Source organism: Nitrospirota bacterium (assembly GCA_023229435.1).
Taxonomy (GTDB): domain Bacteria; phylum Nitrospirota; class UBA9217; order UBA9217; family UBA9217; genus JALNZF01.
Window position 1 is genome coordinate 127211 of record JALNZF010000003.1, and the last position, 22788, is coordinate 149998.

The following is a 22788-nucleotide window of genomic DNA, read 5'->3' on the forward strand; positions in this document are numbered from 1 at the left end:
GGGATATGGTGCTCGCTTCAAAATGCGAGAACCTGGATTCGTCCCCGAACGAATCTATCGGGGATAGAGGCACTCGGGAATGACGGTTTATGGTGTTTCAGCCGGCTATCTCCGCAAGAGCATCCCGTGCGACCTCGCGGACCCCGGGATGGTCGTCATGCAGACATATTCGCAATGCATCGACTGCGGACTCAGCCTTGATAATACCGAGCACCGAGGCGGCGTCCCCCCGTATGGTCGGACTCTCATGTTTCAAAAGCCCGATGGTCCCCGGCACCGCCGCCATGAGTTCCTCTCGATGTTCAACAACAAGCTCCTCCACCAGCGCCGTTGCCCCAAGCCTCACCCGGAGGTTATCATCACCCAGCAGATCGGGAATGAACCGGTAGAGTGAGCTGTCCTGCTTCAACATCGCGATGATATTTTCGAGGAAGCCATTGCCCATGTGTTCGATGAGCATGGCCCGCATTTCAATGTCGTTCATAGGGATATACAGGAATTCATTCCGCCGCCGATGAACGCCCCGATGCCTGCCAAAGTAGCGCGGGGGTCGATCGCAGCGTTCCCAGTACTATTCGTTTCACCGTTTTCTGAACCACCCCTTATAACTTGAGCACACTCTTGAAAAAAATGTTCATCATAAGACCACCGGCAGCTCCAAGCAAAGCGCCAAAACCTGCCAGGAACACCATCACGAGAACGAGAAGAAGCCCGACCGCGAAGACGTTTTGTCCCCATATTGGTCCGAACATCCTGGTCACGTCTCTGGCAGCCGCATCCCACCAGGTCCCCTGGAAGGTATCGGACAGAACAATATCCATGGAAAGAGCTGTACCCAGACTGACCAGCGCGCCGATCCAGGCGCCGATTATGACTGTTTTTTTGAGACTCTTATCCCGCATAGTTTCCCTTTCAAGAGGCAGTCGAGAGTGGACAGCAACCAGAATGTAATTTTATCTCGCCAATAGAAAGTGTATCTTACCACTTCCTACTTCCCACGTTCCACGTCCTGCCTTCTGTCTCCCGTCTCATCTCTACTGCTCATCTCCAGGAGTTCGTAGATCGATGTAAACAGGCGCCACCCTCCCAGAACATACCGTTGGTACCGCTCGCCTGCCGACGGCTCGGTGGGGCCGCTCTGCATAAGCTGCGGCAGGAGCGCAAGACGTACCCGATTCTTGTCGCCCACAGCATCGGCAAGCCTCATGCTCTCCGTATAGGGGACGGAATAATCATCAATCCCGTGGATAATGATGAATGAGGCGGTGATATATTTTATCGCCCGTGCCGGAGACAACTGATACACATATTCCCTCACCGGCAACGGGAGGTTCTCATAGAGCGGCGCGAAACGTTTCCGGTCGGTATTGACAAAAAAACCGTAAAGCGCCCTGCCCTCCGGACCGAGCGATTTTGCGAGCGATTCGGCGGCTGCAACCTCGTATCGGTTCCGTTTTTCGATGATCTTTCTGAGCTTCTCCCGGTCATCGAACGAACGCAGGAGATCGAGATTCCGGTATGCGAACATCCACCGGAGCGAGGCTTCCGGCCTGACGTCTCCCCGGTGTCCCCCGTAATCGCAGGCGCCGGTCAGTGCAAAGGACAGCACATTGCGGAGATCGTAATACCCTCCGACGGTCGCGACGACGCTGACCTTGTCCCGTATCCGCCGGTCCGCCGCGGCAAGCAGCATGGGCCCCGCTCCGCAGCTTATGCCTATCATGCCCCCTCGGGGTCCGGCATGCTCCCCCGCGCTCATGTACCGGAAACTCTGGAGGACGTCCTCGGCATCGGTGATCCTGATCCGAAAGTTCTTCACGCCCTCCAGATCAGGGACCAGGACAAGAAACCCTGCCCTTGCCAGGTCTTTGGCCAGAAGCACGAGTTGTTCATCATCCTTGCCTGATGGGTTCATTCCATGCACGAGGAGCAGCGGGAACTGTCTGCCTCGCAGGTGAGAACGATAGAGATCAGCGTGAATTATCCTGCCCCTGCTCGGAATCGTCACCTTCGTCTTCGCCGGCCCGTCGATGAGTTTCCCCATCAAGGCCTTCTCCGGCGGCCGCACGCTGTCGACAAGGATGAGAAGGCTCAGGCACCCTCTCTTGATCTGGGTGAAAAACAGAATGCCGATGATGACCAGTACGGAAAGGAAGATGATCTTTTTCATCTGGCACCGCCGGGAACGCTCGGCATGCGCTTCGCTTTTTCAATCCGCATTCCGCACTCCGCAATCCGCATTACTTTAATATCTCCCCGGTCTTGCGGGACCACAGGAGCAGGTCCAGGTGGTCCATGTCGATGCCGATCTCTTTGGCGAATTTCTCAAGTTTCTTCTCGATCGCGAGGTAGCCTGCGCGCGTTGTGGGACGCATACGCGTGCTGATAACCCCCAGCTCGCGGAGGCTGTTCAGTATGTGTTTGTCAAGAATGGCATAGCCGGGGAAGCCGATGTTGCGCAGAAAATGGCTCGCCTCTTTATAGCCTATCCCTTTTACGCCCTTGTTCTTCGCGAAAAAGTCACGACGCGCATCGCGGCAGTCAAAAGAGCCGACCAACTGTTTGATCTTCCGCCCGCATGCCTCATCGAGATATTCCCTCGTATGGACAATGTACGACGGCCTCAGGCGCCAGAACCGGACGCTGTGCGCCTGTGCGCGCCGCCGGAGTTCCTTCTCGCTGCCGCTTCTGAGAAGGTCCTTGAGCGCCTCCACCGTGCGCATGCCCATTTTCGCGCTGCTGCCCGCGGTGAGGATACAGTAGCAGAGTTCTTCGAAGATCGCCCGGTCGCCCTTCTCGTACACTTTTCTGAACTCGGCGAGCCGCTTTACGATCAGCGGCTTTTTCGCCCGGTAGTCGCGCCTCAGCTCGTCAATGATTTCTCTTCCAGGCATTGTAGCCGCCCTTCAGGTTGGTGAGGTTTTTGTAACCCATGCCCATCAGCCGTTTAATGGCCCAGATGCTCCGGTTGCCGTTCTGGCAGTACACCACCAGCTCTTTGTCCTTTTTGAGCTTTTTGATCTTGTCGCCGATGTCCGACAATGGCACATGGACCGAGCCCGGAATATGTCCGTTCTCGTGCTCCTTGTCCGTGCGGACATCGAGGAGCATCATGCCCTTCTTCAGATCAAGTTCCTTCGGCGAGATCTGCCGGATCCCCAACCGCCCCAGAAAACCGAACAATTTGAAGATAAGATAGATCACGATAACGACTAACAGTATTGTTGATGCTGTATCCAAGATGCCCCCCCCTTAAATTCAGTTCGGAGTTCATAGTTCGGAGTTCGGCTAAGCCCACTTCGATGGCGTTACTCCGAACTCCTAACTCCTAACTCCTAACTCCGAACTGCTTCATTCTTCACCCCCACCGGCAGTTCTATGATGAATCGCGCTCCGCGCGGGTCATTCTTTGACACGCGGATCGTGCCGCTGTGGTCCTTGATGATCCTGAGCACGATTGCCAGGCCAAGTCCGCTCTTTTTCTTCTTTCGCGAGAAATCCGGCTGGAACAGCTTCGGCACATCCTCATCCGCGATTCCCGGCCCTTCATCGGCGACCTCTATCTGCGCCATGCCGGAAGAGGCCATCTTCGCCGCAACCAGGATCCTGCCCTTGCCTCCCATGGCCTCCACCGCGTTTTCAAACAGATTAATGAACACCCGTTTGATCTGCTCACGGTCGAGGAACACCTCCGGCAGTTCCGGCATGATATCCTTCACGAACACAATATCCTTGTGCGCACCGCTGTAAAGCTGCACCACGCTTTCGAGCACCGGCGCGAGGGGTTGAAGCGTCGGGGTCGAGCTCGGCATGCGCGCAAAGTTCGCGAATTCGTCCACAAGCTTCCGCAGTCCATCTGCCTCCTGCACGATCGTCATACTGCACTCATCGAAGACGGCGTTGAAGTCCGGGGAACCCTCTGCGTGTTTCTTGCGCAGCCGTTCGGCGGAAAGCTTGATCGGCGTGAGCGGGTTCTTGAACTCGTGCGCGATCCGTCTCGCCACATCCTGCCAGGTCTCCGCCTTCTTGGCGCGCAGCAGTTCCGTAAGGTCGTCGAAGGTGATGACCGAGCCGATGGGCATGCCGTTGCTGTCCCTGAGCGTGGAGATGCGTATCCGGAGGGTCAGTATCCTGCCCCGCACGTTGAGCGACAATTCCTCCTCTGCCCGTCCCTGGCCCTGCTCGAGTTTGCGGAACAGGCTGCGGATCGGATCCAGCTCGAGGAACCCGAAAGCCTCATCATACCGTTTCCCGAGCACGTCCTGCTCCTGAATGCCGAGGATCTCCGATGCCGAGTGGTTGACCGTCGTGATTCTCCCTCCGCGATCGATGGAGACGACCCCGGTCTCGATGTTCGAGAGAATCGTCTTCTTGTAGTTGACTTCCTGCTCGACCTGCTCCCGGGAGTGCTGGAGATCATGCGTCATCTTGTTGAACGAGGCGATCAGCACCCCCACCTCGTCGTCGGACTTTTCATCGATCCGGTAATCGAACCTGCCTGCCGCCACCGCCGCGGTCCCTTCCGCCAGTTTCCTGATAGGCACCGTGATACCGGCGGCCACGCGAAGCGCCACCCAGATCGCCGCGAGAAGAAGCGCCAGCGTGACCGAAAGGAACCCGAGCCGGTAGGACAATTTTATCGGGTCCTTTTTGCTGAACGCCGACCGGTACTGTGCGTACCCTTCGCGAATACTGTCCGACTTTGCGGCCAGGCTCCGGGGAATATAAAAACTGACGGCAACCGCCGCGGCGATCTGTCTTCCTTCTCCCGATGGTGAAAGTTCATAGAGCGGGACGACCGCCCGCATGATGTCACCCTTTTTTGCCGCCCCCGTCACATCGGCGACCTCCTGCCCTTTAAAGGCCTTGGCCACGAGATCTGCAGATGTCTGCGTAAAGGTTTTCGACGGATACTGATGCGTAACAACGACCACTGCCCGTTCGTGGGGGGAGGTGAAGAGTTCAACCGAACCCAGACCGTACTCGTCTGCCTTCCTGGCCAGGTAACTCTCGATCACCTGATTCTCAAACTGGGGCAAGAGCCTGGCGTCGGTCATCTGACCGCTGATCTGATTGCCGAAATCAGTAGCCTCTTTCTGGAGACGGTCGTAGTACTCCTGCGCGACCGAGACCGAATCCAGAAGCGAGTTCTCTATCCTGAGGCTGAAAAGCCGCTCGATACTCCTGGTGAACATCCCGCTGCCGATCAAAAAAAGGAGCACCGGCGGAATGAACGACAGGCTGACGAAGGCAAAGACCAGTTTGGTCCGGAACCGTGCCCCCAACACACCCTGTCTCCGCTCCATCCAAAGCTTCCAAAGGCTCCTGGCCATCATGAAGATGACCGCCGCCAGAAGCAGGAAGTTCGCATTGATGAGGATGAAGATCAGGATATTGTCGGAAAGCGGTCCTTCAAAACCACGGTATTGGAGCTGAAGCACAATGGCGAGCGCGGTCAGGAGGAGAAAAGTAACAAGGTAGAGCACACCTCTCCACCCTCCCTTGCCCTCTTGAGTGGTGAACCTCATAATATCGGAAGAATACCAAAAAGACCCGTCAAAAGCAAGGTCTGGTTTTGGCTGTTGCTTGATTAATTCTCTTGACAAACAAGAGGTTTCTCGTATATCTTCTAAGAAAATGATCCACGGCAAAATCCCGCTCCCGGTCCACCGGAGAGGGGGCAAGATCGAATCTTTGTGAAGTTCACAAGCGAAATAAAGTTGACCGCGGCCCGGAAGTGAACACGATCAGTTAACGATAAAAAATCAGGAGGCGGGAATGACCACACGGTTGAAACACATCATGCAATCACTTTGTATCGTTCTTATCCCCATACTCTTTTCCTGCACATCTCATCTCCAGCAAAAAAAAGCAGACCCCGCGCCGCCTCCGGCGGCGGTGCCGCAGGCTGAGGCGCCTGTTCCTGCGCCGGAATCGGCGGCAGTCGAGCCCGTACCCGCCGCACCGGAATCCGCGCCCGTTGCGCCGGAACCCGCAGCACGTGAAACCGCGGTAGTCCAGCCCGAACCCGCAGCGGAAGACCTTACCCTGTATATCATCAAACGGGGAGACACGCTGTGGGACATCTCAAATACGTTCTTAAAAGACCCCTTCCTCTGGCCGTTCATCTGGAAGGCAAACCCGGCCATCAACAATCCGGACCTGATATTCACGGGGAACAAACTGATGATCCCCGGTCTCGCTCCGATCGAACGGGCATTGCAGGCGGCAGCGCCGGAGAAGCCGATCGTGGAAAAACAGGAACCAGCCAGAGAAACTGCAGCCCCGTCTGAAGAACCCATCAGACAGCGTGAAGGGATTGCGGGGGCCTATGTTTCCAGCCCGAAACCGACCCAGCCCGTTTCCGCAGAAACCGGTGCGGAAATGCCGTCAGGGGGGAACAGACTCGTCATGCCCGAGGAGCAGGTCTATCCTGTTGTCGATAAATACGCCATGCTCAGCATGGGTTTTGTGAATGAAGAAGAAACGGGAGATATCATCACCGGATCGCCTGAGAAAGGCAAGGCAATTTTCGGTTACGATGATATCGTGTATGTCTCGATGAGCGGCGCGGAAAATATAAAGATCGGGGACAAGTATCTCATATTCACCCCCCTGAACAAGGTAAAACACCCTAAAACGGGAGTGTATTTCGGCAAACTTACGAAGGGCCTCGGCATTCTCCAGATCACGGCAAAGGACCCCGCTGCCGATGTGCTCACCGCCCGGATCACGCTCTCCTTCGATGCGATCGAAAAAGGCAACATGTTGACCCCCTATCAGGAGCCGGTTGCCATCTATCATTCCTCAGCAAAGAAGGCCAAGGACATAAAGGGATATATCCTCGAAGTAACGGACAAGCGCAGCATCAATGCTCAGTATGACGTCGTGTATCTTGACAAGGGCAACGCGGACGGCGTTGAACCCGGGGACCTTTTCATCGTATTTGAAGAGCCGGCCAAGCGCGGCTTCCCGAGAAAAGTGATCGGCGAAGTGCAGGTGTTGATCGTGAAAGAACACACCTCGACCGCCGTGGTACGGAAAAGCACCGAGGCGATGGGCAAGGGCAATGCCGTTGAATTCAAGAAATAAGCCGGAAGGAAATACCCTATTTTACTTCAGGTGACGCATTCGGGTCAAAGGGGTTTGTCCGCACTGCGAACGAGAACAGGTACGGGTAGTCGTGTTTCAGATGTTTCATGTAGGCAAGCCACTCCACGATAAGGACGGTATGCGCCCGCTTTATGTCTCCGGCGATGTGGTTGCCGTCCGCCGGAGGCAGACTCCGCAAGTCTTCCCGCACTGCCAGTTCCTCGGATAAATGGAAAACCGACCACAGAAGCTCCGTGAACGTCTCATGTTCGAGCAGGTTCGGGTTCTCGAGCAAACCGAGCAGAAAGTCCCGTTTCCCCGCTAAGAAGGTCTTGAGCGCCTGCAGATCACTCTCGGCATACTGTATGTTGTAATCATTGCTGCGGACCCTCCTGGTCGCGGCGGCAAACTGTCGGTCCGTCCACCCTCCTTGTACTAAAAGCTCTCCCCTGATCTTTTCTCTGTTTTGATCGAATGCCGAGAACGATTTGAGAAGCGAGGTCCCGACCTCGCTGAAAAACGAGCCGATGACCATGTTCAGCTTGTTCAACATCGATTGTTTCTCGCGCACATTCAGCAGCTGGTTCAGTATCAGGGTGACCAACAGGACCTGAATAGGTATGAAAGCAAGGTCCTGAAACAGATAAAAGAACGTGTCACGCGATGCATGAAAAATATAGATCTGCACAATGTACAGAGCGACCGACACGGCTACCAGCATTATTCCTAATATGATCTGCCACTTGAGACGATTCATCTCTTATCTCCCCCGGGGCGTTCTTCAAATCGCCCGGATTTTCATGACCTACTTCATAAAAAGAAAGAACCCGTTGAAGAAGTATACCAAACCAAAGCACCCTGCCCCCATGCCGATGAACCAGAATAGTTTCCTCTTCATTAAAGCTGCAATGGAAGAGAGCAGGATGGCGATCTGGAGGAACATGGCGGCCATGCCGAATGCGCCCGCGTGCAACTGGGCCTGATCGCGAATCTTTTCCAGTTCCTCGGCCTTTTTCTTGATCTCCTCCTTTTCCTTTTCGTACCGGTCTATCTTTTCCCGGTATGCCGCGATCCGCTTCTCATAATCAGAGGCCAGCGATCGGGGCATGCCTTTGATCGTCCTGAGGTCCATCTCAAACTTCTCCTTCTGAAGCTCGTAGACGTAGCCTTTAATGCTCTTGGACTGGTAATATGCCCACTGGTCCGAGGCCTGTGCCTGAGACATCACCGACCGGGTAGAGAATCCCCCTCCTTTGAGCGTCGAGAGCGTGGCGCACACCGCGAAGATCACCGTGGTAAGCGCGAGATAATTGAGCCATGGTTCTTTTTTTTCTTCCGCCATGAATATCCTTCCTCCCTGATCCTGTTTTATGAAGGCCTATACTACCCAAAACCAGATGATTAGTCAATACTGCCTTGATACAAGCCGTACGTAAAACTATTCGCGAATATGCGCGTTGAAAAAGCCATCGGGCAATCCGCCGAGAACAGAAGCGCACTGAACACGCATCAGGGTAAAATCGCAAACAAGGTACTGGCTGCGTCAATCGGGATTAGTGGGGATTAAATAAGATGGCCGCCTATATATCTCTTAGCTCGATGGGGAACTGGCAGGTCAGGCAGAGCAAAACACCTCGCTCCGCAAATAGTGGTTTTCCAGCGCGACTTTTTCTCCCTCTTTAAAAAGATCATCTGAAACGGATTTAGCAATTTTCATGAGATTAGTGTACCGATGGGTTCTACCAGTTTCAATACCAAAGTGTGGGATCGTGAACGCGCGAGTGCGCGGGGCGCACTGTTTTTCCTCGCCCCTCTCGACCCACTTGTTGGATCAGTGCGATGGGTTTTGCTTTGCTCTACCCGACCTGCCAGTTTGCAGGTCGGATAGAGCGATATTATTTTTTATTCATGGTCAATAGGGTCTTTTCCCGTGCATGTGCGGTTCTCTCTATCCTGCTTTTTCAATCATTCTTAGTTCCGCCCGGCAGGCCTCTGCTCGTCTCTTGATTCGCGTGCTCCTTCAGGCCTGGTGGATTTCTTTTTCTTCTCAGGCTTAGCTTGTCTCCCCTCTCTCTTCGATGCAGTACCGCCCTTTCTCTCTGCAGGCTGAACCTGCTGCTTCTCACCCCGGCCCGTTGATCCGACCTGCGGTCTCATGGTTTGCCCCTTCTCTGCCGGCTGAATCCGTGGTTGACGTTGTTGCTGCTGTGATTGTTGAACCTGAGGTTGTCTTTGTTGCTCACCTCGTGGTTTCTGAACCTGGGGTTGTCTTTGCTGCTGTTGTACCTGTTGCTGACGTCGCTGAACCTCAGGCCTCTTTTGATATTGTTCCTGCCTTTGCTGTCTTAGTTCCTGTACCTGTCGTTGCGGTCGAGATTGATAGCCCTGGACACCCCAGGTTCCCTGCCTTTCCCAATGCCGATCATCACGCCAACTCCTCCAGTTTTGATGAAGTCGTCGGTTAGGGATCCGTTCATAGTTCCAGCGGTGTCCGTACCAATAATGATCCCTGTAGTATCCCCTCCAACCCGGGTCTACATCAAAATAAAAACTGGGAACATCGTAATAATAAACCCAACCCCGATTATAATACGATGAGCGATACCAACCCCCTTCCCAGTGACGCCACCACCAGCCATCCCAGAAGAACATGTCTGCATCGATATCAGGAACAACATACACATAGTCCGTATCGGGCATCACAATCACATCCGGAGGTGCTTCAAATACGATGGGTGGTGGCAAAGGAATGGTAATATGTACATCTACCTCTGCCATTGTTGGAATTGGAAAGACAATTGCCAACGCCAAAAAAATTGTCCACAAAAGCAACTTTTTCATTTTATTGCCTCCTTTGTATTACCGCCTTTTCGAGAAGCCTATACTGTATTGCCCCGTGTTGAACGGGATGTGGAAAAATATGCGGTTCTTCACCTACCTGTCTGTATTACAGGTCGCACTCCGTTTTTTATCAATAACAATAAGATTCGGTTTTTGGGATGAACTTCTTGCCAGACAGCTCTATTATAGCATAGTAGCGATCAAACTGGTCGGGTAGGCGCACCGCGAAACCAGCTTCTTCAGGAATAAGTCTTTGACAACGATTTGAGTTAGCCAGGTTTATAGCAGCAGCTGATTTTCCTTCGACCTGCTCTCCCCCACGCTCGACACATAGATCGCCGGCCTGCCGAGCACCGGGCACTTTGTTTCGCAGATGCCGCAGCCGATGCAGAGTTCGAGGTCCACGCGGGGCTGCTGCAGCGTCAGGAGCCTTCCCGCGCGGTCGCGCACCTGCACCTTCTCGAACCAGATGGCCTTCTTCGGCGTGGGGCAGACCTCCTCGCACATGATGCACGGTGTGGCATGCGCCCAGGGCAGGCACCTTCCCTTGTCGATCATCGCGAGACCAATCTTGACCTTTGCCTTTTCCTCGAGCGTGAGCTTTTTGATCGCTCCGGTCGGGCAGACCTGACCGCAGAGCGTGCAACGATATTCGCAGTAGCCGATGCGCGGCACGAGCAGTGGAGACCAGATACCTTCCGCGCCTGCTTCCAGCAGCGTAGGCTGAAGACCGTTCGTGGTACATACCTTCATGCACTCGCCGCACTTCACACACCGTTTAAGGAATTCCCTTTCTTCGAGCGATCCAGGCGGACGAATGAGGCCGGGGTTCTTGGAATTCGCTCTGGTAAGCGGCGTAATACGCAGGAACGGAACAACCGCGATCCCGCTGAGTGCCGACGTGATGACCCTTCTCCTGCCGAGATCCATGGCCGCGGTCGCCTTCTTCCCGCTGAAATCGAAGCTGACCGCGTTCTGCGGGCAGATATCGTCGCAGTTCCAGCAGTAAAGGCACTCGGTGTCTTTCCATTTCCCTTTTTGGTCCGGCGCCGCGTTCCCCGGGCATACAGTGCCGCAGGCCCCGCATTCCGTGCAATCCTCGCTCACCGACCGTCTAAGCAGCGAGAACCTCGACAAAAGACCAAGGAGCGCGCCAAGAGGACAGAGATATTTACACCAGAACCGCTTTTCCACCAGATTTAATCCAAGGATGATGAAGAAGATCGTGCCGATAAGAATATTCTGGTTATAGAAAGACTGCTCAAAGGAAAGCACGGTCTTCTTCAGGAAGGTGAAGATTGGTTCAGAAAGTGCCGCGGCGCCGAGGGGATTTGATGCATACAGTGTGTCGAAAGCCGACCGTATTCCGTAATTGAAGGTTGGATAGACTCCGATGGAGAACGAACGAATAAGGAGTGAGAGCGGGTCCATGATCCCGACGGGCTGGAGCGTGAAGAGCGCCGATGCGAGCATGGCAATCAGGATAGTGTACTTGATCCGGTACCAGTCCCTGCCCCGGTGAGCAGCCGCCTTTTTTCTGATCGAACCGACCATGTTGTTGAGCGTGCCGAGCGGGCATGCCCACCCGCAGAACACCCTGCCGAAAAGGACCGTGATGATAATGGTGATGATCGAGAGCGTGAACGCCTTTGCCGCGGCATGGGCGGACAGGAGCGTTGAAATGAGAATGAGCGGGTCAAAATCAAGAAAGAGCCGCACAGGATAGCCAAGCTCGTCATTCCCCTTGGACTCGGTCTGGATGAACAGAAAGAGGAAGAGGAGAAGGAAAAGGCTCTGGACAATCCTGCGCATGCTTTTCATAGTAAAATATTTCATGTTCCCTCTTAGCTTCAAACACCCCACCTAACGACCCCACCTGACCTCCCTTTAGTAAGGGGAAGTAGTAGTTACGCTACACCTGTATCTTCTTGATTTTCATCTTCGTCAGATCCATCTGCCCAAGCCCAAGCTTGTAGCCGATCGTCACGTATCCAAGGTCGCTCCCCTTCATGCCGAACAGCGTGGCGCCGTAGGAATCGATCGCCACCGGGTCGAATCCGACGATCACGGTATCGAGCTTCTTCACATCAGCGAGGCTGCCGCCCTGGGGACCGTTGGCTGTCAGGATGCGTACGGCATCAAGGATCGTGAGCGTGGGTTTTATCTTCAGGGAAAGGTCGACCAGACTTTCATCCAGCTTCTGATGGATCTGGCGCCGCGATCCTCCCATTACGCCCATCCAGTTCTTCATGGACAACGTGAGCTTCGCAAGACCGTGGTGTTTCGCGATCGGAATACTGATCACCTTGTCCGCCTCGAAAATATCAGAATAGAGAGGCCATGACTTGAGCGCCTGTCCATTGATGGCCATGTCCTTGAACTTCCGTTCGTCCATATAATCCACGTCAGCTCCCAATGCCTTTGCCGCGGATGCGATGCCGCTCTGGACGTAGCACCGCCGGGGATCGTTCACCGGCCGGTCGAAGACCTTCACTTTCTTTGCCCCTGCCTCGAAACAGAGCTTTACCACGGCCGCGACCACCTCGGGGTTCGTGTTCGCCGCCTGCTCGGGCGTCCGGTCCCACCCGATGTTCGGCTTGATCACCACGATGTCGCCCCGGGAGATGAACTTCCTGATCCCGCCCATGGCGTCGAGAGCCGCCATCACGATCTTCTCGGGAGACGCACCGTGCGCCACGACAAGGTCCGGCCGGGCCGCTGTCTCTGCCGCCTCGGCAAGGGCGTTCAAACCATCGGGGAGCGACAACCCCGCGCCGGTCAATGCCGCGAGTTTTATAAACCTTCTTCTGTCCACAGATCACCTCACCTTTCCCCTCGCGAGCGATGCGAAAATGCCGCAGAAACAGAGGGCCACAAAAATAATGAATGCCGTTCGTATACTCGTCAGGAAAAGAGGATAGTTTTCCGGAGTAATGCGCGCGCTCCCGATGGTGAGCGCAAATATGACCATGGAGATGCCCATGCTCAGCATCTGGCCGATCAGGCGCATGGTGCCGAGCGTGGACGAGCCCACGCCGTAGAACCGTTTCTCGATGGAACTCATGACCGCGTTCGTGTTCGGCGACGAGAACAGGGCGAATCCGAAGCCCAGCAGCAGCAATCCCGTGATGATGAAACCGAGGCGCGTGTCCCGGTCAATGAACGTGAACAGGAGCAATCCTGCAGCCGTGAACCCCATGCCGATGGAAGCAACGATTCTTGGCTCTATTTTATCAGAAAGTCTTCCGGCAAAGGGGGAAAAGATCGCCATCACCACAGGCTGAAAGATCAGGATCATGCCCGCGTGCTGGGGCGTAAATCCCTTGATATACTGGAGATAGAGGCTTAAGAGGAACGTGACGGCAAAGGTGGCGCTGTAATTGATCAGCGCCGCCAGGTTGGAGAAAGCAAAGACAGGATTATGGAAGAAGAGGTCCATATTCAGGAGGGGGCTTGATGCCCTTCTATCCCAAACGACAAAGAGCAGACACCCAACCATGCCTGCAAGCAGGAACCATATTCCGGATATTGAGGGCAGGAGCGAAAGCCCGTACATGAGCGCAACAAGGGCAAAGGCATAGAGAAGAGAGCCGATAACATCGAACTTCTCTCCTCGCGCGTCGGCCCACTCCCTGTTCAGCTTCGCGACGACCAGATAGATCACAAACAGTCCGAGCGGCACGTTCACCAGGAAGATGCTCCTCCACCCGAACTGAGTGGTCAGAAACCCTCCGAGGACGGGGCCGAGCGACAGCCCGAGGTAAACGGCCGCCACGTTGATCCCGAGCACGCGCCCGCGCTCGGCCGCGGGATACACCGAAGTCAGGATCGCCATGCCGGTCCCGAAGATCATGGCGCTTCCAAAGCCCTGCAGGACACGGAGCGTGATAAGGACTATCGCTGACGGAGAAAAGGCAAGCAAGAGCGAGGAGATCGTGAAGATCCACATGCCGTAAGCGAAGATCCGCTTCCTGCCGTGGATGTCCGCCAGCCTCCCGAAGGGGACCAGGAACATGGCTGCGGACAGAATGTACGATGCAGGCACCCAGCTCATGAGCACAGCGCTCATCTGGAATTCTCTTCCTATGGCAGGGAGTGCGATATTGATGGACGAGACCATGAAGGGCGTAAGGAAAGAAGCAAATGTTGCGATAAGAAGGGCGGAGCGTTTTATGGTATTGTCGCTCATAATCGGAGTTCCGGGACGTTCATATTGGTGAATAGAGACTTATGCACAAACTCATTTTGTGCTTCGACAGGCTCAGCACGAACGGAAATAAGCACACCATTACAGTACACTGAGCCTGCCGTTCGCCCTGAGCTTGTCGAAGGGTGATGCAACGGGCTCAATATCCTACCTGAATTTATTGATGATATACAGGATCAGACTGATGACGATGCTCGTGGCCAGGGGAAAGTAAAGCGTATAATTTTCTTTTTTAACCAGGATATCGCCGGGAAGCTTTACCGCAAAAGGCAGTCGCGGCAAGACCAGGATCACGAGACCGACAACGATCAATACCGACCCGATCAGTATCATGACCTTTGCCATCTCGCCCATGCAAACACTTATTCCACAAAGAAATCGAGGATTTTGCCGAGCGTGGCGTGCATCTCCCGCCGCGGCACGATGGCATCGATCATACCGTGCTCCTGCAGGAACTCGGCCCGCTGGAACCCGGCCGGTAGCTGCTGCTTGATCGTCTCCGCAATCACGCGGGGACCGGCGAAGCCGATGAGGCTCTTTGGCTCAGCGATGATAATGTCGCCGAGCATGGCAAAGCTCGCCGTGACCCCGCCGAAGGTCGGATCGGTAAGCACCGAGATGAACGGGAGACCCGCCTCGCCCAACCGCGCCGCCGCGGCAGAGGTCTTCGCCATCTGCATGAGCGAAAGGATCCCCTCCTGCATCCTCGCGCCGCCGGACGACGCCACCGACACAAAGGGCGTCCGTTTCTCGATGGCCCGCTCGATTGCACGGGCGATTTTCTCGCCCACCACCGAGCCCATGCTGCCCCCCATGAAATCGAAATCCATGACCACAAGCGATACGGGCTTTCCGCCGATCTTTGCCTCGCCGGAGATGATCGCATCCTTAAGCCCCGTCTTCTTGCGGCTGCTCTTCAGCTTGTCCTTGTAGTCTTTGAAGTTAAGAAAATCCCTGGGCGAGAGACCGTCCTCCACCTCAAGAAAGCTGCCCTCGTCCACCAGGTACGGGAGACGCTCCGCCGCCGAGATGCGAAAATGATAGTCGCACTTGGGGCAGACCTTGAAGTTCTTGTCCACCTCTTTGCGATAGATGATTTCCTTGCAGTTGTCGCACTTGACCCAGAGCCCCTCGGGGATCTTCACCTTTTTTGCAGGTGCTTCCGGTGCGGTACCCCCGGGTCGTTCTTTCTTAAACCAGGCCATAAAACTCCTTCTGATGAACCACTCCTTACTCCTCACTCCGAACGTATTTAGAATATATACGTCTTCCCTTCCCGCAGGATCTTCACGTTTTTCCGTCCCAGGGCCTTCAATTCGCTGATCACCTTCTTTTGATGGACGGGCTTTATATGGTAGATGTAGATCGGCATGTCATTGCCGATCCGCGCCTTCATGAGGTCCTGATGCAGTTGTCGCGGCGTAAAGTGGCCGCTCAGACCGGCGAGGTCCTCGAGGTTGTTCGGGAACGACGTATCGACGATGATCGCGTTAAGATTCTTTGTCTTGGCTGCTTCCTTCCAAAGTCCTTCGTTCGGACCGGTATCAGCGCTGTAGATGAACGATGATCTGCCGTCGCTTACGACGAACCCGACGGCGGGGACCGGATGGTTCATGGGGACCGCCTTTACCTTCAATCCTGCGATGCTCACCGTCTTTCCGAGCGGCATCGGAACATAGGTCAACACCGGATGTACAGCATTCGGTATCTTCGTGAAGTCCGGCCAGATAATGTCATTCATCAGGTGTTTCCTGATGGCATTGATGACCCCGGGGATCGCCCGGATTTTCACCGGCTTTTTGACGCGGCCGACAATGTTGTCGGCCAGGAACAAGAGTGACTTGATATGATCGAGATGGGTATGGCTTATCAGGATATCGGTGATCCTGAGCTGTCCTGAGAGGGTAAGTGCCGCGGTAATGGTCCCTGCATCCAGCATCATCACATCGTTGACGAGAAATCCCGGCGGATTGTGCCCTATTGCTTCAGATCCGGAGCAGCCTAGTATTTTTACCTTCACGCAACCTCCGTGGTATGGCAAATTAAATATCCCGAATGACAAATCTCAAATAAATTCTAAATTCAATAAATCCAATTTCAAAACGTTTGGTATTTGGAACTTGGTGCTTGAGAGTTATTTGTTATTTGTTATTTGTAATTTGAAATTTGGCATTTGGCGCTTATTACTCTTTCACTCCGACCAGGTCATAGATCACCACCGGCTGCTGTTTCCCCTTGACGGTCACGGAGCCGAGCTCGTTTACCCGCATGATATTCCTCACCTTGCCGTAGGTATATTCCGATATGATGATATGATTATTATACTGTCTTGTCAAGCTTTCTAAGCGCGCGCCAAGGTTCACATTGTCGCCGATCACCGTATAATCCATTTTCTTGCCCGGTGCTCCGATATTACCCACCACCATATCGCCGGTGTTGATGCCGATCCCGATGTCGATGATGTGTTTCCCTTCGGCGGCCCACTTTGCCTGCAACTCCTTGAGCCTGACGATCATGGCCAGAGCGCACCCGCACGCGCGCTCCGCATGGTCCGGCTGGCCGACAGGCGCGCCCCAGAGCGCAACGATGGCATCTCCCACGAATTTGTCGAGAGTCCCTTCGTATTCGAACACGACCTCCGTCATCGCGCCCAGATATTCATTCAACAGCGAGACCACTTCTTCAGGCTGAAGCATTTCGGAAAAGGAGGTGAATCCCCGGATATCGGAAAAAAGCACCGTGATCTCCTTGCGATCGCCGCCGAGCTTGGCCTTGCTCGGGTCCCGGATGAGTTCGTCCACGATCCGCTTCGATACATAGCTCGAAAACATTTTGCGAATGTCACGGGCGCGCCGTTCCTCCATGAAGAACCGGTATGCGGTCTGGCTTGTGTAACCGAAGAAAAGGGCCGACGCGGGATACACAAAGTTAAACCAGATCCCTTTGACCACGAAAAGGTAATACACGACACCCAGGTAGCCCCCGAACAGGGCCAGGAACAATACCGCACCGGCACCGGCGCCGAGGCGGGGAAGCGTGACGCCGAACAGCGCGGCAAAAAAGAAGATCAGGAGGATGACGCCCGTCTCGGTGCGCCGCAGGAAATCATTGCGCAGGATATTGTCCACCACGCTCGCATGCTTTTCGATCCCCGCCATGTTGTTCGAGAATGGCGTCACCCGCAGATCATAGATGCCTATGGCAGTGGCGCCTATCAGGACGATCTTGTCCTTAAAGGTCCCTGCCGGCGTCTTTCCATCCACGATATCGGAGATCGAATAGCGGGGAAAGGTCCCATCCGGACCGCGGTAATTGATCAGCATCCTGCTCTGCGCATCGGTGGGGATGAGCGTACCGGCCAACTGGACCGACCCCTGACCGTCAAGGGCCAGACTCGGAAGGTCCAGTTTACGGTACAACCGGGCGGCCTGCAGGCCAATCGGCGCGTAATAATCATCCTGATATTGAATAGCGAGCAGTTCCCAGCGGAGCGTCCCGTCACTGTCGGGGATCATATTGATAGGGGCGACAGATGCGGCGGCTGCGGAGAACCGTTCAAGCGGGGGAAGCACCATTTTGGCTGCGAGCGGCGTATAGGAGGTATCGGTATTTTTCAGCACTGCGTACGCAGAGGGGATCAGGAAATCCACCTGCCTGCTCGTAAAGCCGGATTCCTTATACCCGGCTTCGGAAAAATCGAAGTCCATCGGAATGATCACACGACCATTCTTTTGGAGAGCCCGCTCCAGGAGGCCGTCAGACCTCGCATTCTCGGCCTCCGTAAAAAGCACGTCAAAGACGACCACTGCGGCGCGCTCATCGGTGAGACGGTCCACCACGCGTGCCCAGACCGTACGGGACCAGGGAAATCGCCCCAGTTTACTGATGCTTTTTTCGTCAATGGCCGCAATAAGCGTCTCGGGACCGGGCGTTACGACGCCCCGAACGTTGAACCGGAGGTCCAGCGTCTTTTCTTCCAGCACCTCGAAGAACCTGGCATTGCCCAGATACATAAGCGACAGCGACAGTGCCACGATCAACGCAATGAGCATGCCCGCTTTTTTCCCGGTTTTCACTGACATGGCGGCCTTGGTATGACGTCGCAGAGAGAAAGAGTTTTACTCCTGACTTCCGTCTGTTACCTCATCTCTTCGAAGATCTCCCGCATTTCAAGATAACCGCATAAGCAGGTCGACTTGGTCCTGACCCTTAAAATACACTTTCTCGTTTGAGAGCTCAACGATACTGACGCTTGCCAGTTTCTCGATGATCATCCTGACCTGTGAGTTCTCGATGCCGGCGAGACCGGCAAGTCCATCGATGGTGATAAAGAATTCGTCGATCTTCTTCTGCTCCTTCACCTTCCCGGCAAGGATGCTGACAAGACGACTGGTGTTGTCCTTGATCATCAGGGCTTCCAACTGATCGTTCGTTTCACGCAGCCGGTCGGCCAGCCGCTTGATAAACCGGATGGCGATCTCTACATTGCCGCGAAGCAATGTATCAAAGGTCTCCCGGTCGATCACGAGCATCTCGCACTCCTCGATCGTCATGGCCGTGGCTGAACGGGGTTTATCGTTCAAGATGGCCATTTCGCCGAAGAAATCGCCCTTTTCCACCGTCGCGAGAATTTTCTCCACACCCCGGATCTGTTTGCTGATTTTCACCTTTCCGGACTGGAGGACGAACATCTCCTCTCCCCGGTCGCCTTCCTGAAAGAGCACCGTGCCAGGGGGTATTTTTTTTCCGAACCGTGAATAAAGCTGCATCTGATCATTTTCAGCCATATCTGCTCCCATCGTTCTGAAACACAAAAAATTCAGCAGGCTTACTTAGGGCTGACTTTTTATTTTGCCTTAGTGTTCTCCCTATCTCGCGAGTACCCCCTGTTTTAGGGCCTTCGCAAACGCCACAACACGGTTCACGAGTTCGGCATTGCCGATGTTCTCTTCGATCACCCTCACGAGCGCGCTGCCCACGATCACCCCGTCGGCGCCCCACAGGGCAACCTGTGCAGCCTGATCAGGCGAGGATATGCCGAACCCGACCGCAACCGGTTTGTCGGTCACGGATTTGATCCTGAGCAGGGAGTCTTTGATGGAGTTCTGGACAGCCAGTTTTGCGCCGGTTACGCCGGTTAGCGACACATAATAGACAAAGCCTTGCGTGATCTTCGCGACAAGCTTGATCCGGTCGTCAGTGCTGGTGGGCGCAAGCAGAAAGATCGTGTCGAGGCCCGCCTTCTTTGCGGAAGATATCAGCGTCCCCGCTTCTTCGGGAGGGAGGTCCGGCAGAATGAGACCGTCCAGACCGGCGGCAACAGCGTCGTGAACAAAGCGTTCTTCTCCGTACTTGAAGATCAGGTTATAATACGTCATGAGGATGAGCGGGATCGCGCTTGCTTTTCGTACATCGGCCACCAGACCGAGGACATCAGCGATGCTGGTCCGGTTCGTGAGCGAACGGAGGGCCGCCTTCTGGATCACGGGTCCGTCAGCCAGGGGATCGGAGAACGGCGCGCCAAGCTCGATGATATCACAACCCGCCTTTTCCATCTCAAGGATGAGCGACTTCGTCGTGGCAAGGTCCGGGTCTCCCACCATGATATACGGGATGAGCGCGGTCTCGTTCTTTTTCTTGAGCCGGTTGAATGTGTTTTTGATTCTGGACATTATGTTCCTATCCAATGCTGCGTCATGTATTTCGCTGCCCTCATCACTTGATTTTCCGCTTCTAAGTTGCTCCTGTATTACATCTCATCTACCGTTCTTGCGCATTGGCGGCGGAGATGTAGGGGAGGTTTTCTTCTCTGACAACTGATTTGAACCGCAGAAAGCCGCTATTTTTACGGATGCATGGAGCGCGTCCTCCAGCCGGTATTCCGCCTCGATCGCCGCCACCTTGATCGCATCTCCGATCCGCTTTGGCCCATTGGTACCCGGGAAACTGGCGGGACTCTTGACGCTTGAACCCCGAATGACATCTACTTTCATCTGAGCGGGCGTCATGATGTTCGCGGATACTTCGTAGGTCACATCGTTGTCAACCGTGTCGGGAAGGGTATACTGAAGATCGAGCACTGCAACCAGGTCCACATTTTGGGCCTTGGCCTCTTCCAGCTTTTCCACGCGAACAACACTCTTGAAGTTCCGCTGAAATGCCGCCGTGAGATCCGTGAATATTGCGTTTACATCCATAACATCCGCCCCTGTCTTACGGTTATAGTCTTTGGCGTATGTTATAGCACGGCTGGCGTTGTCCGGGAAAATAAGGGCTATGGACATATTCTTGTATGACCCCTCCGGGTTCCCGGCAAGCACTCCGGCAAAGACCACCTTTTGTTGCGGTGCGGCCGCGAAGACCGCGATAAACACCGAGAGGACAATTAAAAGAAAAAATCGTTTTGACATCAGCCCACCCTCCTCATCATTAATTTTACCGGTTATTATAAAATCCGGGTGAATACCATGGTGCTTTGTATAGTGCGGCCAACGCTTCTTAACCGTAAGACCGGTGACCAGGTACCACTCTGAGCAATGCGAAGAGTCTCACTTGCTCTCAGGACAGGCTCCGTGAAAGATCTCCTGTATCGGGATAAACGAGATTCTTCTCTTTGCTCAGAGGAGTCCGTTCTCACGATCATTACAGTTCCACTCCCTTGATCTTCGCCACCTGCATCACGTCCTTGTCCCCGCGGCCCGAGAGGTTCACCACGACGACCTTATCCTTCCCGAGCGTGGGCGCGAGCTTGAGGCAATAGGCGATCGCATGCGCGCTCTCGAGCGCCGGGATGATGCCTTCGAGGCGCGACAGGAGATCGAACGCCTCCAGGGCTTCTTCGTCTACCGCGTAGGTATATTCAATGCGGCCCGTATCGTGATACAACGCATGTTCGGGACCAACCGCGGCATAATCCAGCCCCGCGGACACCGAATGGGTGAGCTCGATCTGCCCCTCGTGATCCTGGAGCACAAAGGTCTTGCAGCCCTGAAGAACTCCGAGCGAACCGCCGGCAAAGCGCGCCGCGTGCTTTCCACGCTCGATCCCGAGGCCGCCTGCCTCGACGCCGTACATTTTGATGGATGCATCGTCGAGAAATTCATGGAACAGGCCCATGGCATTCGAGCCGCCGCCGACACAGGCCACGAGACAATCCGGCAGCCTGCCTTCGAGTTTCATGATCTGTTTCTTTGCCTCGCGGCCGATCACGGACTGGAAGTCCCGCACCATCAGGGGGAACGGGTGGGGCCCGAAGACCGTACCCAGAACGTAATGCGAATCTGCCACGTTCGTGATCCAGTCGCGCATGGCCTCGTTGATCGCGTCCTTGAGCGTTTTGCTGCCGAGGTCAACGGGATGCACGGTGGCACCAAGAAGCTTCATACGAAAGACATTCAACGACTGGCGCGCCACATCGTCGGTGCCCATGTAGACCTCGCAGTCGAGACCGAACATGGCCGCGGCCGTTGCCGTGGCGACGCCGTGCTGGCCCGCTCCGGTCTCGGCAACCACGCGGGTCTTGCCCATGCGCTTCGCGAGCAGGACCTGGGCGAGTGCGTTGTTGATCTTGTGCGCGCCGGTATGGCAGAGATCCTCGCGTTTGAGGTAGATCTTCGCCCCGCCGAGATGCTCCGTCAATCTCTTCGCGAAATACAGCGGTGTGGGACGACCGATGAATTCCTTGAAATAATAATCGAGCTCCGCCTGAAAATCCTTGTCCTTCCTCGAAGCAAGATAGGCCGCCTCAAGCTCGAAGAGCGCGGGCATCAGCGTTTCAGGCGCGAACTTCCCGCCGTAGATGCCGAAGTGTCCCTTTTTATCCGGAATGCTCATGGACGCGAAGCCCTCCGGACCTCGGTAATGAACTTTTTTACCTTGGCCTGGTCCTTGATCCCTTTTTCCCTCTCCACGCCGCCAGCGACATCCACCGCGTAAGGCTGAACGAGCTTCACGGCCTCTGCCACATTCTCGGGTGTCAGCCCGCCTGCCAGAATGATCTTGCCGAAGGTCTTTGCCACCACGGCAAGGTGCCAATCAAAGGTCGTCCCCGTCCCGCCCCGCATGCCCTCGCGGTAGCTGTCGAGCAGAAACGCGCCGACACGGTAGTGCGCCATGGCCTTCAGGCTTTCCTTGTCCTTCACCTGAAAAGCCTTGATCAGATGGCCTCCGAATCGCTGGCAGAACTCCGGGCTTTCGTCACCGTGAAGTTGGACCGTCGGGGTGCAGGTCAACTGCTGGATCTCCCGTATCTTGTCCTCGTGCTCGTTCACAAAAATGCCGACCGTCATGACAAAGGGCGGGAGCTGTGCGATGATCTCCGCCGCTTTCTGGGGCTCGATATAGCGGGGGGACTTCTTGAAAAAGTTGAACCCCAGCGCATCTGCCCCGCACTCCGTCGCGAAAAGCGCGTCGTCCAAATTGGTAATGCCGCAGATTTTAATTTTGATCATACATAAAACCTTTCTCTCGCGGAGACGCAGAGGGCGCAGAGAAAATATTGACAACCTCTAAAAATCAAATTTTCACACGGATACACAGAGACCACGAAGAAAATCACATTAATAACGAATGGTTTTTCTCTTCGTGACTTTGTGGCTTCGTGTGAGACAAGCCTTGTTACGATTTTATTAATAGTGATTCTTGGTTAT

Annotated in this window: 22 protein-coding genes; 1 reads left to right on the forward strand and 21 read right to left on the reverse strand. The window is 54.8% G+C overall.

Annotation, left to right across the window (positions count from 1 at the left end; all coding sequences use genetic code 11):
• Positions 1–97: 97 nt before the first annotated feature.
• From M0R70_03620 to M0R70_03645, 6 genes are all read right to left on the reverse strand, one after another.
• Complete coding sequence (locus tag M0R70_03620; GenBank protein MCK9418452.1) at positions 98–484, reverse strand: HEAT repeat domain-containing protein; 387 nt, start codon at positions 482–484, stop codon at positions 98–100.
• A gap of 118 nt (positions 485–602) precedes the next feature.
• Entirely contained in the window at positions 603–902 is a 300-nt protein-coding gene (locus tag M0R70_03625) for a hypothetical protein (protein ID MCK9418453.1), read from the reverse strand.
• 86 nt (positions 903–988) lie between these two features.
• Positions 989–2170, reverse strand: coding sequence for a hypothetical protein (locus tag M0R70_03630; GenBank protein ID MCK9418454.1), 1182 nt, complete (start codon positions 2168–2170; stop codon positions 989–991).
• A gap of 70 nt (positions 2171–2240) precedes the next feature.
• A complete protein-coding gene (locus tag M0R70_03635) occupies positions 2241–2894 on the reverse strand; it encodes an N-glycosylase/DNA lyase (GenBank protein ID MCK9418455.1) in 654 nt (217 codons plus the stop codon).
• Positions 2872–3240 carry a rhodanese-like domain-containing protein gene (locus M0R70_03640; GenBank protein ID MCK9418456.1) on the reverse strand — a complete coding sequence of 123 codons (369 nt, stop codon included), beginning with the start codon at positions 3238–3240 and terminating at the stop codon, positions 2872–2874. Before M0R70_03640 ends, M0R70_03635 begins: the two co-directional genes overlap by 23 nt.
• Positions 3241–3335: 95 nt before the next feature.
• Positions 3336–5486, reverse strand: coding sequence for an ATP-binding protein (locus M0R70_03645; protein MCK9418457.1), 2151 nt, complete (start codon positions 5484–5486; stop codon positions 3336–3338).
• Between the two features lie 292 nt (positions 5487–5778).
• On the opposite strand from M0R70_03645, the gene M0R70_03650 reads away from it, so the two are divergent.
• The gene (locus M0R70_03650) at positions 5779–7092 is read left to right on the forward strand and encodes a LysM peptidoglycan-binding domain-containing protein (protein MCK9418458.1); all 1314 of its coding nucleotides are present in this window, start codon (positions 5779–5781) and stop codon (positions 7090–7092) included.
• Positions 7093–7108: 16 nt separating this feature from the next.
• On the opposite strand, the gene M0R70_03655 is transcribed toward M0R70_03650, so the two are convergent.
• The 15 genes from M0R70_03655 to M0R70_03725 form a co-directional block, all read right to left on the reverse strand.
• On the reverse strand, positions 7109–7849 hold the full coding sequence (locus tag M0R70_03655; protein ID MCK9418459.1) for a hypothetical protein: 741 nt from the start codon (positions 7847–7849) through the stop codon (positions 7109–7111).
• A gap of 48 nt (positions 7850–7897) precedes the next feature.
• Positions 7898–8434, reverse strand: coding sequence for a DUF4337 domain-containing protein (locus M0R70_03660; GenBank protein ID MCK9418460.1), 537 nt, complete (start codon positions 8432–8434; stop codon positions 7898–7900).
• Positions 8435–9063: 629 nt separating this feature from the next.
• On the reverse strand, positions 9064–9933 hold the full coding sequence (locus tag M0R70_03665) for a hypothetical protein (protein ID MCK9418461.1): 870 nt from the start codon (positions 9931–9933) through the stop codon (positions 9064–9066).
• 279 nt (positions 9934–10212) lie between these two features.
• Positions 10213–11769: a 4Fe-4S binding protein gene (locus tag M0R70_03670; GenBank protein MCK9418462.1), complete on the reverse strand. Its 1557-nt coding sequence runs from the start codon at positions 11767–11769 to the stop codon at positions 10213–10215.
• Positions 11770–11845: 76 nt separating this feature from the next.
• Positions 11846–12748 carry a DUF362 domain-containing protein gene (locus tag M0R70_03675; GenBank protein MCK9418463.1) on the reverse strand — a complete coding sequence of 301 codons (903 nt, stop codon included), beginning with the start codon at positions 12746–12748 and terminating at the stop codon, positions 11846–11848.
• Positions 12749–12751: 3 nt separating this feature from the next.
• On the reverse strand, positions 12752–14122 hold the full coding sequence (locus M0R70_03680) for an MFS transporter (protein ID MCK9418464.1): 1371 nt from the start codon (positions 14120–14122) through the stop codon (positions 12752–12754).
• 165 nt (positions 14123–14287) lie between these two features.
• Positions 14288–14494 carry a DUF2905 domain-containing protein gene (locus tag M0R70_03685; GenBank protein MCK9418465.1) on the reverse strand — a complete coding sequence of 69 codons (207 nt, stop codon included), beginning with the start codon at positions 14492–14494 and terminating at the stop codon, positions 14288–14290.
• A gap of 8 nt (positions 14495–14502) precedes the next feature.
• Entirely contained in the window at positions 14503–15345 is an 843-nt protein-coding gene (gene accD, locus M0R70_03690) for an acetyl-CoA carboxylase, carboxyltransferase subunit beta (protein MCK9418466.1), read from the reverse strand.
• Between the two features lie 47 nt (positions 15346–15392).
• Complete coding sequence (locus tag M0R70_03695; protein MCK9418467.1) at positions 15393–16160, reverse strand: 3',5'-cyclic-nucleotide phosphodiesterase; 768 nt, start codon at positions 16158–16160, stop codon at positions 15393–15395.
• 163 nt (positions 16161–16323) lie between these two features.
• Positions 16324–18222 carry an adenylate/guanylate cyclase domain-containing protein gene (locus M0R70_03700; protein ID MCK9418468.1) on the reverse strand — a complete coding sequence of 633 codons (1899 nt, stop codon included), beginning with the start codon at positions 18220–18222 and terminating at the stop codon, positions 16324–16326.
• 87 nt (positions 18223–18309) lie between these two features.
• A complete protein-coding gene (locus M0R70_03705; protein MCK9418469.1) occupies positions 18310–18927 on the reverse strand; it encodes a cyclic nucleotide-binding domain-containing protein in 618 nt (205 codons plus the stop codon).
• A gap of 81 nt (positions 18928–19008) precedes the next feature.
• Entirely contained in the window at positions 19009–19812 is an 804-nt protein-coding gene (gene trpA / locus M0R70_03710) for a tryptophan synthase subunit alpha (GenBank protein MCK9418470.1), read from the reverse strand.
• A gap of 84 nt (positions 19813–19896) precedes the next feature.
• Positions 19897–20550, reverse strand: a complete 654-nt coding sequence (locus M0R70_03715) for a hypothetical protein (GenBank protein ID MCK9418471.1) — start codon at positions 20548–20550, stop codon at positions 19897–19899.
• A gap of 232 nt (positions 20551–20782) precedes the next feature.
• On the reverse strand, positions 20783–21973 hold the full coding sequence (trpB, locus tag M0R70_03720; protein ID MCK9418472.1) for a tryptophan synthase subunit beta: 1191 nt from the start codon (positions 21971–21973) through the stop codon (positions 20783–20785).
• Complete coding sequence (locus M0R70_03725) at positions 21970–22590, reverse strand: phosphoribosylanthranilate isomerase (protein MCK9418473.1); 621 nt, start codon at positions 22588–22590, stop codon at positions 21970–21972. The genes trpB and M0R70_03725 overlap by 4 nt, the downstream gene beginning before the upstream one ends.
• Between the last annotated feature and the right edge of the window lie 198 nt (positions 22591–22788).